The sequence below is a fragment of the Microbacterium arabinogalactanolyticum genome (assembly GCF_030268005.1).
GTDB lineage: Bacteria > Actinomycetota > Actinomycetes > Actinomycetales > Microbacteriaceae > Microbacterium > Microbacterium arabinogalactanolyticum.
The window spans coordinates 290,297-303,174 of the sequence record NZ_BRZC01000004.1 but is presented as its reverse complement, the minus strand read 5'-3'; the positions used below and the strand labels follow the sequence as shown (position 1 = coordinate 303,174).

Here is a 12,878-nt window from a genome sequence, read left to right as displayed (position 1 = left end):
GGGACCTCGATCTAGGCCTTCCTCGCCGCGGAGTCCATCATGGGCCGACTCATCGAGCCACAAGGAACACACCGCATGACAAGCACCGCACCCCGAACCCTCGCAGAGAAGGTCTGGGACGACCATCTCGTCGTCAAGGGCGAGAACGGCGAGCCCGACCTGATCTACATCGATCTGCACCTGATCCACGAGGTCACGAGCCCGCAGGCCTTCGACGGACTGCGCACCGAGGGCCGTCCGCTCCGCCGCGTCGACCTGACCATCGGCACCGAGGACCACAACACGCCGACGCTCAACATCGACAAGCCGATCGCCGACCTCACCAGCCGCACGCAGATCGAGACTCTGCGCCGCAACGCCGAGGAGTTCGGCGTGCGCCTGCACTCGCTCGGCGATGCCGAGCAGGGCATCGTGCACGTCGTCGGTCCGCAGCTGGGGCTGACCATGCCCGGCATCACAGTGGTCTGCGGCGACTCGCACACCTCCACGCACGGCGCGTTCGGCGCCATGGCTTTCGGCATCGGCACCAGCGAGGTCGAGCACGTGATGGCCACGCAGACGCTGCCGCTGAAGCCGTTCAAGACCATGGCGATCAACGTCGAGGGCGAGCTCCGCCCGGGTGTCACGGCCAAGGACATCATCCTAGCCGTGATCGCGAAGATCGGCACCGGCGGGGGACAGGGCTACGTGCTCGAGTACCGTGGCAGCGCGATCCGGGCCCTCTCGATGGAGGGCCGCATGACGATCTGCAACATGTCGATCGAGGCGGGCGCCCGGGCCGGCATGGTCGCTCCCGACGAGACCACCTTCGCCTACGTGAAGGACAAGCCGCACGCACCGCAGGGGCAGGACTGGGAGGATGCCGTCGCGTACTGGCGCACGCTCCCCTCCGACCCGGATGCCGTGTTCGACGCCGAGGTGGACATCGACGCCTCCACCCTCGAGCCCTTCGTCACCTGGGGCACCAACCCGGGTCAGGGCAGCTCGCTGTCGGCATCCGTCCCCGACCCCGCTGAGATCGCCGACGCCAACGAGCGCGCCGCTGCCGAGCGCGCGCTGCAGTACATGGACCTGACCCCCGGCACGCCGCTGAAGGACGTCAAGGTGGATGCGGTGTTCATGGGCTCGTGCACCAACAGCCGCATCGAGGACCTGCGCGCCTTCGCGTCGGTCATCGAAGGCAAGAAGAAGGCCGATGGCGTGCGCGTCATGGTCGTCCCCGGCTCCGCTCGGGTGCGGCTCGAGGCCGAGGCCGAGGGCATCGACAAGATCGTCGAGGCGTTCGGCGCCGAGTGGCGGTTCGCCGGATGCTCGATGTGCCTGGGCATGAACCCCGACCAGCTGGCACCGGGGGAGCGCTGCGCGTCCACCTCGAACCGCAACTTCGAGGGGCGGCAGGGCAAGGGCGGACGCACGCACCTGGTCTCGCCGCTGGTCGCGGCGGCCACCGCCATCCGCGGCACCCTGTCCAGCCCGAGCGACCTGGAGGCCTGAGCACCATGGAGAAGTTCACCACCCACACCGGCGTGGCCGCGCCCCTGAAGCGCTCCAACGTCGACACCGACCAGATCATCCCGGCCGTCTTCCTCAAGCGCGTCACCAAGACCGGCTTCGACGACGCCCTCTTCCACGAGTGGCGCAAGGACCCGGAGTTCGTGCTCAACCAGGCACCGTTCCAGAACGCGTCGGTGCTCGTCGCAGGCCCCGACTTCGGCACCGGCTCCAGCCGCGAGCACGCCGTCTGGGCACTGCGCGACTACGGCTTCCGAGTCGTGCTGAGCCCGCGCTTCGCCGACATCTTCCGCGGAAACTCCGGAAAGCAGGGCCTGCTGGCGGCGACCGTCGACGAGGCCGACATCGAGCGGATCTGGGCGCTGATCGACGAGGAGCCGGGCCGCGAGATCACGGTCGACCTCGAGGCGCGCACCGCCACGATCGGGGACTTCCAGGCCGCCATCGGGATCGACGATTACACTAGATGGCGGCTCCTCGAAGGGCTCGATGACATCGGGCTCACGCTGCGCAACGAAGACAAGATCGCGCAGTTCGAGGCCCGCCGCGAGTCGTGGCGGCCACGTACGCTCCCTGTTCGATAGGACGAGGCGCGCGGTGGGCCGGGGGTCAAGAGCCCCCACGGCACCAGCCGTGATTGGATGAGAGGCTCGCGGCCACCGCCGCGCCTGTCCTGACGAAGAAGAGGCCCGAATGACGACACCGCTCCGCGATGCAGCAGTTTCCGAGGCTCCGGTTCCCGCCGGATCCGTGCTCGCGATCCGCGGAGGCAGGCCGTTGCGCGGCCGTGTCGACGTGAAGGGCGCGAAGAACCTCGCCACCAAGGCGATGGTCGCCGCTCTCCTGGGAGAGACCACCAGCATCCTGCGCGACGTGCCCGACCTCAGCGACGTGGCGGTCGTCCGCTCGCTGCTCGAGGTGCACGGCGTCCGCGTGACCGAGGGCGACGAGCCCGGTTCGCTGGTGCTGGACCCGAGCCTGGTCGAGTCCGCCCACTACGAGGAGATCGACGCGCACGCCGGCGCCTCCCGCATCCCGATCCTGTTCTGCGGCCCGCTGCTGCACCGTCTCGGTCAGGCGTTCATCCCCGACCTCGGCGGATGCCGCATCGGCGACCGCCCGATCGACTTCCACCTCGACGCGCTGCGCAAGTTCGGCGCGATCGTCGAGAAACAGCCCAGCGGCATCCGCCTGTCGGCCCCCAGCGGGCTCAAGGGCGCGAACATCCACCTCCCGTACCCGAGCGTCGGCGCCACCGAGCAGGTGCTGCTGACGGCCGTGCGCGCACAGGGGCAGACCGAGCTGCGCAACGCGGCCATCGAGCCGGAGATCATGGACCTGATCGCCGTGCTGCAGAAGATGGGCGCGATCATCTCCTACGAGCCGAACCGCGTCATCCTCATCGAGGGCGTGGAGACCCTGCGGGGCTACGACCACCGTGCGATCTTCGACCGCAACGAGGCCGCGTCCTGGGCGTGCGCCGCGCTGGCCACCGACGGCGAGATCTTCGTCGCCGGAGCCCGCCAGCAGGAGATGCTGACTTTCCTGAACGTGTTCCGCAAGGCGGGCGGGTGGTTCGACGTCCAGGAGGACGGCATCCTCTTCCGCCGCGAGGGCGCGCTCAAGCCCGTCGTCGTCGAGACCGACGTGCACCCCGGCTTCATGACCGACTGGCAGCAGCCGTTGATCGTCGCGCTCACGCAGGCGCAGGGCCGCTCGATCGTGCACGAGACCGTGTACGAGAACCGGTTCGGGTTCACGCAGGCCCTGGTCAAGATGGGCGCCGACATCGTCGTGCACCCGCATGGCCTGCAGGACGGTCCGCGCCGCGTGCCGCGCCGCGAGCTGGAGCAGGCCGCCGTCATCACGGGTCCCACGCCGCTGCACGGCGCGGACATCGTGGTGCCCGACCTCCGCGGCGGGTACAGCCACGTGATCGCGGCGCTGACCGCCGAGGGCGAGTCCGTCGTCTCCGGTGTCGACATCCTCAGCCGCGGCTACGAGAAGTTCCTCGACAAGCTGCAGGCCCTGGGCGCCGACTTCGACGTCGTCCGGTGAGCTGATGGCTGCTTCCGAGCGGAGCCGCCCGAGCCTCTTCTGGGTGCTCGCGGTGCTCGTCATCCCGCCGATGTCCCTGCTGGCGAAGATCCGCGTCACCGGGGCGGAGAAGCTGCCCCGCCAGGGTGCCTTCGTGCTCGCCCCCAACCACTACTCGGAGCTGGACCCGCTGATCGTGGCCATGTCCGTGTACCGTCTCGGACGGCTGCCGCGCTTCATGGCGAAGGAGAGCCTGTTCCGGGTGCCGGTGGTCGGCTGGCTGCTCAAGCGCACCGGCATGATCCCGGTGTCGCGCAGCGCCTCGGCGGCCGCGGCGAAGCAGACCCTCAAGCAGTCCGCCGAGCTGGTCGAGCACGGCCGCGGCGTCATCGTCTACCCGGAGGGCACGCTGACCCGTGACCCCGACCTGTGGCCGATGCGCGGAAAGTCCGGCGCGGTGCGCCTGGCGCTCTCCGGAGATCTCCCGCTGATCCCGATGGCGCAGTGGGGCACGCAGGAGATCATGGGCCGCTACCAGAAGGGCCTCAGCCTCTGGCCGCTGCGCAAGCCGGTGAACGTGCTGATCGGCGATCCGGTCGACCTCTCCGATCTGCGTGGACGGGCATCCGAGCCCGCGGTGCTGAACGAGGCGACCGCGCGCCTGATGGCCGCCATCACCGCGCTGCTCGAGCAGCTCCGCGACGAGAAGGCGCCGGCCACGCGCTGGAACCCCACCGACCACGGACAGAAGGAGACGGGGCGTCTTGACTCCTAGACGAGAGCCGTCCGGCACGGGAACCCGCACGGCGATCGTCGGCGCGGGCAGCTGGGGCACCACCTTCGGCAAGATCCTCGCCGACGGCGGCGCCCAGGTGACCATGTGGGCGCGTCGCCCCGAACTCGCGCAGGAGATCGACGAGGCGAAGCGCAACTCCCGGTACCTGCCCGGCATCAACCTGCCGCGCAGCATGCGCGCGACCGCCGACATCGAGCGTGCGCTCGACGGCGTGCAGCAGGTGTACCTGTCGGTGCCCAGCCAGACGCTGCGCGAGAACCTGCGTGCCTTCCGCCCGCTGCTCGCCGCCGGCGACTTCCCGGTGGTCAGCCTGATGAAGGGCGTCGAGCGCGGCACGGGCCTGCGGATGAGTCAGGTCATCGAGCAGGAGCTCGGCATCGACCCGATGCGCATCGCCGTGGCATCCGGACCGAACCTGGCGCTGGAGATCGCCCGCGAGCAGCCCACGGCGGCCGTGATCTCCTCGCGCAGCCAGGAGACGGCGGATGCCGTGGCCCGCACCGCCCGGAACCGCTACTTCCGCTCCTTCGTGAACACCGACGTGATCGGCACGGAGTTCGGCGGCGTGCTGAAGAACCTCATCGCCGTGGCGATCGGCATCGTCGACGGCGTCGGCTACGGCGAGAACACCAAGGCCTCGATCATCACGCGCGGACTCGTGGAGATGACCGACTTCGCGGTCGCCAACGGCGCGCAGCCCGAGACGCTGCAGGGATTGGCAGGCCTCGGCGACCTGATCGCCACCTGCCAGTCGCCGCTCAGCCGCAACAACACCGCGGGCCGCCTGCTGGGCCAGGGATACGGCATCCAGGACGTGATCAAGCAGATGAACCAGACCGCCGAGGGTCTGGCGTCCGTCGCTCCGATCCTGCAGCTCGCGCACGAGGCCGACGTGTACATGCCCATCGTGGAGCAGGTGAAGATGGTGCTCGACGGGAAGATGAACCCGCGCGACATCGCACCGCACCTGACCACCGACGACGACACTCCCCAGGAGGAGAGGACCAACTATGGACAGGCAGACGGTGGTGGTGCTCTTCGGCGGGCGTTCCAGCGAGCATTCGATCAGTTCCGCAACGGCGGGCGGGGTGCTGGCGGCGATCGACCGTGACCGCTACGCGGTGATCCCCGTCGGGATCACCCGCGAAGGCGCGTTCGTCCTGGAGCAGGACGACCCGGCGAAGTTCGCGCTGGACGCCGCGAAGATGCCCGAGGTCGTCGACAACGGCACCCGGATGCGGTGGCCGGAGCCGGGCGGGGACCGCACGCTGCGCGTCGTCGCCCCCGACGGGTCGACCGTCGACCTCGGTGAGATCGACGTGGTGCTGCCGCTCCTGCACGGTCTGCACGGCGAGGACGGCGCCATCCAGGGCTTCTTCGACGTGCTGGAGGTGCCCTACGCCGGCGGCGGCATCCTCGATTCCGCGGTGTGCCTGGACAAGCACTTCACCAAGCTCGCGCTGTCGGCGGCTGGCATCGCCGTGGCGCCCGGCATCACCGTGCGCAGCGCGGAGTGGGATGCCGATCCGGAGAGCGTCCGCGAGCGTGTGCACGCGCTGGGCGAGACCGTGTTCGTCAAGCCAGCCAGTGCCGGATCGAGCGTCGGAGTCTCCCGCGTCGACGGCGGCGACGGACTGGACGAGGCGTTCCGGATCGCGTTCGACGAGGACGAGAAGGTGCTCGTCGAGACGCGCGTGACCGGCCGCGAGATCGAGGTCGGCGTCCTTGCCGGACGCGACGGCGAGCGGGCGCGGGCATCGCTGCCCGGTGAGGTCGTGCTGACCTCCCGCAGCTTCTACGACTTCGAGGGCAAGTACCTCGGCGGCGAGGGCGTGGAGATCGTCTGCCCCGCGCAGGTCGACGACGAGCTGATCGGACGCCTTCAGGAGACTGCGGTGCGCGCGTTCGAGGCGGTGGACGGCAAGGGACTGGCCCGCGTCGACTTCTTCGTGACCCCCGACGGGCAGCTCGTGATCAACGAGCTGAACACCATGCCCGGCTTCACGCCGTTCTCCATGTTCCCGAAGTGCTGGATGGCGTCCGGCATGACCTACGGCGAGCTGATCACCGAGCTGATCGAGGCAGGGCTCCGGAAGTAGGGACTACTTCGGGAGCTCGGCCGGTGCGGTGCACTGGCTGGTCGCCTTGATCGTGCGGATGCCGCTGACCAGACCGGTGTTGGAGAGCACTTCGTTGGCGCCCACCAGCTTCGTGTCGACGAACACCTGGACGGCGGGGTTCCGCCCGTAGGTGGTCATGCGCATCTTCGGCGCCTGGGAGTCGTCGACGAGCCAGTCGATGCCGTCCAGAGTCACGCACTGCAGCGTGGCGGTCGGCCCGGGGACGTCCACGCCGCACGCGACGATCACGGCCGTCGGGTCGCCGTAGGCGGCCGTCGCCTGGGCATCCGTCCAGCGCCTGCTGAGCTCGCCGACCGCGTCGGGGAGGCGCACCGTCACCTCCGCGCAGGCGGGGTTGTTCGAGTCGGGTTCGGGCTTGAGCGCGACCGTGCTCGAGCAGGCGGTGAGCAGGAGGAGGGTCAGCACTCCGGCGACCGGGACGAGACGACGAAGCATGTTTCCAGGCTACCGTTGACGGCATGGCATCCGATCCCGACGACGACCCGCGCATCGGCGACATCTCGGAGGGGACGGTGCTGCGAGCGATCCTCGCGCGCACGTCGACCGCATCGCACGCGATCCTCGGGCCGGGCGACGACGCCGCCGTGATCTCGGCGCCCTCGGCGTCCGTCGTCGCGACCACCGACACGCTGGTGGACGGCCCGGACTTCCGCACGGCCTGGTCGAGCGGGTACGACCTGGGCTGGAAGGCCGCGGCCGTGAACCTGGCCGATGTGGCGGCGATGGGTGCGACTCCCACGGCGCTGCTGGTCGCGCTGGCGGTGCCCCGCGATGCGCGGCTCTCGTTCGTCTCGGCCATGGCCGACGGATTCCGCGAGGCCTGCGATGCGCTCGCGCCCGGCTGCGCCGTGGTCGGCGGCGACCTCACCGTCTCGGAGCTGCTGATGATCGCTGTGACGGCGCTCGGCGATCTGGGCGGGCGCCGGTCGGTGACGAGGGCCGGTGCGCGTCCCGGTGACATCGTGGCGCTGGCGGGTGAGCTGGGAGCTGCGGCCGCAGGGCTGGAGACGCTGTTCGGCCGGTTCCGCGACGGCGAGACGCCGATCGCGGTGGATGCGGATGCCCTGGACGACACCGCGCGGCAGGGGCTCGAGCGTCAGCTGCGACCGCGGCCGCCGGTGCGGCTGGGCGTGGTCGCCGCGGATGCCGGTGCGACAGCCATGATGGACGTCTCGGACGGTCTGGCGCTGGATGCCGGCCGGATGGCGGACGCCTCCGGGGTCACGATCGACTTCTCCGGCGCCGCGATCGACGAGCTCGCGTTCGCGGGCGACCGGGCGCGCGCGCTGGCGGGAGGAGAGGACCACGGTCTGCTGGCGGTCTTCCCCGCAGACGTCCCGCTCCCGGAGGGCTTCCGTGCGCTCGGGAGCGTGACCGCGCGGGGCGCGGACGGCGTGCTGCTGGACGGCGCACCCATCGCCCACACGGGCTGGGACCCCTACCGCGACTGGGACGGCGTCGTCGGCTGACACCCGGCACCGTGAAGTCCCAGGGGCCCTGAGCCTGTAGAAGGGGCGATCAGCCCGGCTGTGCCCACCACACCGCCGTGTCGCCGTACGTCCTCTCGCGGACGAGCTCGAGCCCCGCGGCATCCAGATCCGGCGCGGTGGAGCGCTTCGCGCGCTCGATCACGACGATGGCGTCCGCCGACAGCAGCGGCGCCAGCGCGACCAGATCCGCGGTCATCGCCGAGTCGTCCAGGTCGTAGGGCGGATCCGTGAAGACGAGGTCGTAGGTCCCCGTCGCCCGCCCCAGGAATGCGTGCACCGCGCTCTGGTGCACCTTGGCAGCGTTCGGCCCGCCGACCGCCTTGGCGACTGCTGCCGTGTTGCGTCCGATGATCGTCGCTGCCGGGCGCGAGCGCTCGACCAGATCGACGGATGCCGCGCCACGGCTCCAGGACTCCAGCCCCAGGGCGCCGCTGCCGGCGTAGAGGTCGAGCACGCGCGCACTCTCGATGGCATCCATCGCCTCCAGCGCACCGAACACCGACTCGCGCACGCGGTCGCTGGTCGGCCGGGTGCCGGCGTCCGGCACGTCGATTCTGATGCCCCGGGCGGCGCCGGCGATGATCCTGGTCACCCGTTCACGATATCGGGCGGCAGGGGCGTCGGCCGGGGTCCGTGGCGCTCCCTAGACTCGGAGCATGTCCTTCACCCTCGAGACGCCGCTGGCCGAGGCCGTCGGCACATCCACGGCGAAGACCCTCGAGCGCGCCTTCGGGATGGGTACCGTCGGCGAGCTGCTCGGGCACTACCCGCGTCGCTACGCGGACCGCGGCGAGCTCACCCCGATCCTCGAGCTGCCCGTCGGCGAGACCGTCACGATCGTCGCCGAGGTGCTCTCGACCCGGGCGCGGCAGATGCGCAACCGTCGAGGGGCGATGCTCGAGGTGATCATCGGCGACGGCGTCGGGCAGATGTCGCTGACGTTCTTCGCGAAGAACCTCGGCCAGGCCGAATGGCGCGCAAAGGAGCTCCGGGTGGGACGCCGGGGCATCTTCTCCGGCAAGGTCTCCCAGTTCCGCGACACCGTGCAGTTCGCGCATCCCGACTACCAGCTCTTCGAGGACAGTGAGGCCGCGTACCGTCAGGCCGATGCCCTGCAGGACGTGCCGATCCCGATCTACCCGGCGACCTCCGCGATGCAGAGCTGGCAGATCGCCAAGGTGATCGACGCCGTCCTCGACAAGCTCGGCGAGGTGCCGGACCCGCTTCCCGAGGACCTGCGTCGTCGCGAGGGACTTCTCACCGCGGGGGAGGCGCTGCAGAGCATCCATCGCCCGCACCGTCGCGCCGACGTCGATCCGGCCGTCCGCACGCTGCGGATGCACGAGGCGCTCGTGCTGCAGACGGCGCTCCTGCAGCAGCGCAACCTCGTCCGATCGCTGATCGCGCAGCCGCGCCCGGCGCATGCGGGCGGTCTGCTCGAGCAGTTCGACGCGAAGCTCCCGTACACGCTCACGGCGGATCAGCAGCGCGTCGGTGCCGAGATCGCCGACGACCTGCTGCTCGAGCGCCCGATGAACCGGCTGATCCAGGGCGAGGTCGGTTCCGGCAAGACGCTGGTGGCGCTGCGGGCGATGCTGCAGGTCGCGGAATCCGGGGGACAGGCCGCCCTGATCGCGCCGACGGAGGTGCTCGCCGCCCAGCACCTCCGGTCGATCACCAAGATGCTCGGGCCCGATCTGGCGCCGCAGCTCATCCCCACTCTGCTGACCGGGCAGATGTCCGCGCCCGAGCGGCGCAAGGCCGCCCTGCGAGTGGCATCCGGGCAGTCGCTCCTGGTGATCGGCACGCACGCGCTGCTCTCGGAGAAGACCACCTTCGCCGACCTCGCACTCGTGGTCGTCGACGAGCAGCACCGCTTCGGCGTCGAGCAGCGCGAGATGCTGCGCGCCAAAGGCACCGCCCCGCACGCGATCGTGCTGACGGCCACACCGATCCCGCGCACCGTCGCGATGACGGTGTTCGGCGACCTCGACACCTCGGTGATCCGCTCGATGCCGGCCGGCAGGGCGGGAATCAGCACGTTCGTCGCACCCCTCGCTGAGCACCCCGAGTGGTTCCAGCGGGTCTGGGAGCGGTCGGCGGAGGAGATCGCACAGGGCCGCCAGGTGTTCGCGGTCTGCGCGGCGATCGACGCCGCCGAGGACTCAGTCGAGTCCGACGACGCGCCGCCGCCCGACGTCGAGGGCAAGGGCCCGCGCTGGGGCGTCGTGCAGCTCGAGCAGCTCCTGGCCACGCATCCTCGGCTCGGCGAGGTGCGTCGCGCGATCCTGCACGGCAAGATGCCCGCCGACGAGAAGGACGCCACGATGCGGGCGTTCGCGCGCGGGGAGATCGACCTGCTCGTCGCGACGACCGTGATCGAGGTCGGGGTCGACGTGCCGAACGCCTCGACGATGATCATCATGGATGCCGACCGATTCGGCGTCTCCCAGCTGCACCAGCTGCGCGGTCGCGTCGGCCGTGGGGAGTTCCCGGGGCTGTGCCTGCTCGTCACCGAAGCCGAAGGCGGCTCGATCGCGCGGGAGCGGGTGGAAGCGGTGGCCGCGACCCTCGACGGCTTCGAGCTGGCCGAGGTCGACCTGGAGCTGCGCGGCGAGGGCGACGTGCTCGGCGCGGCGCAGGCCGGAGCGAAGTCGTCGCTGCGGCTGCTGAGAGTGGTGAAGGATGCCGGACTCATCGCGCACGCGCGCGACATCGCCGCCGACATCCTGAAGGACGATCCCATGCTCGTGAAGCACCCCGGACTGCGCGTGGCGATCGCGGGACGCGTCAGCGACGCCGACCGTGCGGCTCTCAGCAAGAACTGAGGGTCCGGGGGCCTAGGCTGAGAGCGTGAACAGTCGGATCGCCGTCGTCCCCGGTTCCTTCGACCCGCCTACGCTCGGTCACCTCGATGTGATCCGCCGCGCGGCGCGCCTGTACGAGGAACTGCACGTGCTCGTGGTGCACAACCCGGGCAAGGCGGCCATGCTGCCGATCGCGCAGCGTCTGAGCCTGCTGGAGCAGTCGATCGCCGAGGCAGGCATCGAGGGGCACATCGTCGTCGGCTCGTGGAGCATGGGCCTCCTAGTCGACTACGCGCGCGACGTGGACGCGGGAGTGCTGGTCAAAGGCATCCGCTCCCAGGTCGACGTCGCCTACGAGTCGCCGATGGCGATCGTGAACCGGCACCTCGCCGACATCGAGACGGTGTTCCTGCTGCCGGACCCGGCGCACGCCCTCGTCTCCAGCTCGCTCGTGCGGCAGGTGGCGTCGCTCGGCGGCGACGTCTCGCCGTTCGTGCCCCCGGCGGTCGCGGCGTTCCTCGACACGGGTGCGCGGGGCATCTGAGGGGCCCGGCCCGAGCGCATCGGGCCTTCACAGCATCCGAGCCGGTAGAATCGTCAGGTGAAGACCCGAGTCAACGGACCTTTCGTCCTGCCCGTCCGCGACATCACCCGCAAGCCGGGGGAGATGCGCGAGCACCGCTTCTCGGTGACCCTTGCCGACAAGTGGGGGGAGGGCATCGTGGTCGTCGAAGCAGGCGAGAGCATCGACCTCGACGTGCGTCTGGAGTCGGTCCACGAAGGCATTCTGGTCTCCGGAACGGCCGATTCCGACTACGTCGGAGTGTGCGGTCGCTGCCTCACCGACATCACTGCGCCTGTCGAAGTCGAGTTCCAGGAGCTTTTCGCGTATCCTGGTGAGGAAGAAACTGACTTCGAAGTTCAAGACGACCACGTGGATCTTGAAACTCTGGTCAGGGATGCGGTCGTATTGTCGCTTCCATTTCAGCCGGTGTGTCAGCCGGATTGCCCGGGTCTCGACCCGAGCACGGGCGAGAAGCTGACCGTGAGCACCGACGCAGAGAGCACCGCTCCCATCGATCCTCGATGGAGCGCGCTCCGCCAGATCACAGACCAGGACGCCCCGGCAGGGAGCCGCGGCGCCGAGAAAGAAGAGAGCTAGTCATGGCCGGTAACCCCCCGAAGCGCAAGGTCTCCCGTTCCAACACCCGCAGCCGTCGTGCGCAGTGGAAGGCGGCTCCCGTCGCCCTGGTGAAGACCGTCGAGAACGGTCAGGTCGTCTACAGCCGCCCGCACCAGGCGAAGGTCGTCACCGACTCGCAGGGCACCGAGCTGTTCCTCGAGTACAAGGGCCGCAAGGTCGCCGACGTCTGATCAGGCGATCATGGCGGAGGATTCCGCGGGGGCACAGGCTCTCATCGAGAAGCTCGGCGTCGATATCGACGCCGAGCTTCTTGAGCGGGCACTGACGCATCGTTCGTACGCGTACGAGCACGGCGGGATCCCGCACAACGAACGGCTGGAGTTCCTCGGGGACTCCGTGCTGGGCATCGCCGTGACGGTGATGCTGTTCACAACGCACCCGGATCTCGACGAGGGCGAACTCGCCAAGCGGCGCGCCAGCGTCGTCTCGACCGTCGCGCTGGCCGAGGTGGCCCGTGCCATCGGGCTGGGCGCGCACCTTCGGCTGGGACGCGGCGAAGAGCAGACCGGCGGTCGCGACAAGGATTCGATCCTCGCGGACACCATGGAGGCCGTCTTCGGTGCGACCTATCTGTCCGCCGGGGCGAAGGCCGCCGAGGCTCTCGTGCTGCGACTGACCGAGCCGCTGCTGGCCGACCCCGAGCGCTACGGCGCGGCGATGGACCCCAAGACGAGCCTGCAGGAGCTGGCCGCGCGTCTGGGGCGCACGCCACCGGAGTACACCGTGGAGTCCTCGGGGCCCGACCACAACCGTGTCTTCACGGCGACGGTCACGGTCGGCGAGCTCGCCAGCACCGGACAGGGCACCAGCAAGAAGACCGCCGAGATGGCCGCAGCTCTCACCGCCTGGCGCGAGCTGAGTCTGCGCGTCACCGAGTCCGGCGCCGCCTGA

At 69.9% G+C, this 12,878-nt stretch carries 14 protein-coding genes; 12 read left to right on the top strand and 2 right to left on the bottom strand.

Annotation, left to right across the window (positions count from 1 at the left end; all coding sequences use genetic code 11):
- The first annotated feature begins 75 nt into the window (after positions 1-75).
- From leuC to MIAR_RS05865, 6 genes are all read left to right on the top strand, one after another.
- On the top strand, positions 76-1,494 hold the full coding sequence (leuC, locus tag MIAR_RS05890) for a 3-isopropylmalate dehydratase large subunit (RefSeq protein WP_285632733.1): 1,419 nt from the start codon (positions 76-78) through the stop codon (positions 1,492-1,494).
- A 5-nt stretch (positions 1,495-1,499) separates the two neighbouring features.
- Positions 1,500-2,096, top strand: coding sequence for a 3-isopropylmalate dehydratase small subunit (leuD, locus tag MIAR_RS05885; RefSeq protein WP_285632730.1), 597 nt, complete (start codon positions 1,500-1,502; stop codon positions 2,094-2,096).
- 109 nt (positions 2,097-2,205) lie between these two features.
- Positions 2,206-3,570 (top strand): UDP-N-acetylglucosamine 1-carboxyvinyltransferase, encoded by a 1,365-nt coding sequence (murA, locus tag MIAR_RS05880; RefSeq protein WP_285632727.1) that lies wholly within the window; start codon positions 2,206-2,208, stop codon positions 3,568-3,570.
- 4 nt (positions 3,571-3,574) lie between these two features.
- Positions 3,575-4,324, top strand: a complete 750-nt coding sequence (locus MIAR_RS05875) for a lysophospholipid acyltransferase family protein (RefSeq protein WP_285632725.1) — start codon at positions 3,575-3,577, stop codon at positions 4,322-4,324.
- Positions 4,314-5,456, top strand: coding sequence for an NAD(P)H-dependent glycerol-3-phosphate dehydrogenase (locus tag MIAR_RS05870; protein WP_285632722.1), 1,143 nt, complete (start codon positions 4,314-4,316; stop codon positions 5,454-5,456). The genes MIAR_RS05875 and MIAR_RS05870 overlap by 11 nt, the downstream gene beginning before the upstream one ends.
- Positions 5,356-6,444 carry a D-alanine--D-alanine ligase family protein gene (locus MIAR_RS05865; protein WP_285632719.1) on the top strand — a complete coding sequence of 363 codons (1,089 nt, stop codon included), beginning with the start codon at positions 5,356-5,358 and terminating at the stop codon, positions 6,442-6,444. Before MIAR_RS05870 ends, MIAR_RS05865 begins: the two co-directional genes overlap by 101 nt.
- A 3-nt stretch (positions 6,445-6,447) precedes the next feature.
- Here the strand turns inward: MIAR_RS05865 and MIAR_RS05860 are convergent, their stop codons facing one another.
- Positions 6,448-6,921: a DUF3515 family protein gene (locus MIAR_RS05860; RefSeq protein ID WP_285632716.1), complete on the bottom strand. Its 474-nt coding sequence runs from the start codon at positions 6,919-6,921 to the stop codon at positions 6,448-6,450.
- Between the two features lie 23 nt (positions 6,922-6,944).
- Between MIAR_RS05860 and thiL the strand changes: the two genes are divergently transcribed.
- Complete coding sequence (thiL, locus tag MIAR_RS05855) at positions 6,945-7,955, top strand: thiamine-phosphate kinase (protein ID WP_285632713.1); 1,011 nt, start codon at positions 6,945-6,947, stop codon at positions 7,953-7,955.
- A 49-nt stretch (positions 7,956-8,004) separates the two neighbouring features.
- Here the strand turns inward: thiL and rsmD are convergent, their stop codons facing one another.
- Entirely contained in the window at positions 8,005-8,568 is a 564-nt protein-coding gene (gene rsmD, locus MIAR_RS05850) for a 16S rRNA (guanine(966)-N(2))-methyltransferase RsmD (RefSeq protein WP_285632710.1), read from the bottom strand.
- A gap of 64 nt (positions 8,569-8,632) precedes the next feature.
- Between rsmD and MIAR_RS05845 the strand changes: the two genes are divergently transcribed.
- From MIAR_RS05845 to rnc, 5 genes are all read left to right on the top strand, one after another.
- Positions 8,633-10,804: an ATP-dependent DNA helicase RecG gene (locus MIAR_RS05845; RefSeq protein WP_285632707.1), complete on the top strand. Its 2,172-nt coding sequence runs from the start codon at positions 8,633-8,635 to the stop codon at positions 10,802-10,804.
- A gap of 25 nt (positions 10,805-10,829) precedes the next feature.
- A complete protein-coding gene (gene coaD, locus MIAR_RS05840; RefSeq protein WP_285632705.1) occupies positions 10,830-11,327 on the top strand; it encodes a pantetheine-phosphate adenylyltransferase in 498 nt (165 codons plus the stop codon).
- A 123-nt stretch (positions 11,328-11,450) separates the two neighbouring features.
- Positions 11,451-11,945: a YceD family protein gene (locus tag MIAR_RS05835; protein WP_285635650.1), complete on the top strand. Its 495-nt coding sequence runs from the start codon at positions 11,451-11,453 to the stop codon at positions 11,943-11,945.
- A gap of 2 nt (positions 11,946-11,947) precedes the next feature.
- A complete protein-coding gene (rpmF, locus tag MIAR_RS05830; protein ID WP_029263535.1) occupies positions 11,948-12,157 on the top strand; it encodes a 50S ribosomal protein L32 in 210 nt (69 codons plus the stop codon).
- Positions 12,158-12,167: 10 nt separating this feature from the next.
- The gene (gene rnc / locus MIAR_RS05825) at positions 12,168-12,878 is read left to right on the top strand and encodes a ribonuclease III (protein ID WP_285632702.1); all 711 of its coding nucleotides are present in this window, start codon (positions 12,168-12,170) and stop codon (positions 12,876-12,878) included.

Coding starts and splice junctions, on each gene's coding strand:
- leuC (WP_285632733.1), top strand. CDS start 76: ATGACAAGCACCGCACCCCGAACCCTCGCAGAGAAGGTCTGGGACGAC.
- leuD (WP_285632730.1), top strand. CDS start 1,500: ATGGAGAAGTTCACCACCCACACCGGCGTGGCCGCGCCCCTGAAGCGC.
- murA (WP_285632727.1), top strand. CDS start 2,206: ATGACGACACCGCTCCGCGATGCAGCAGTTTCCGAGGCTCCGGTTCCC.
- MIAR_RS05875 (WP_285632725.1), top strand. CDS start 3,575: ATGGCTGCTTCCGAGCGGAGCCGCCCGAGCCTCTTCTGGGTGCTCGCG.
- MIAR_RS05865 (WP_285632719.1), top strand. CDS start 5,356: ATGGACAGGCAGACGGTGGTGGTGCTCTTCGGCGGGCGTTCCAGCGAG.
- MIAR_RS05860 (WP_285632716.1), bottom strand. CDS start 6,921: ATGCTTCGTCGTCTCGTCCCGGTCGCCGGAGTGCTGACCCTCCTCCTG.
- thiL (WP_285632713.1), top strand. CDS start 6,945: ATGGCATCCGATCCCGACGACGACCCGCGCATCGGCGACATCTCGGAG.
- MIAR_RS05845 (WP_285632707.1), top strand. CDS start 8,633: ATGTCCTTCACCCTCGAGACGCCGCTGGCCGAGGCCGTCGGCACATCC.
- MIAR_RS05835 (WP_285635650.1), top strand. CDS start 11,451: ATGCGCGAGCACCGCTTCTCGGTGACCCTTGCCGACAAGTGGGGGGAG.
- rpmF (WP_029263535.1), top strand. CDS start 11,948: ATGGCCGGTAACCCCCCGAAGCGCAAGGTCTCCCGTTCCAACACCCGC.
- rnc (WP_285632702.1), top strand. CDS start 12,168: ATGGCGGAGGATTCCGCGGGGGCACAGGCTCTCATCGAGAAGCTCGGC.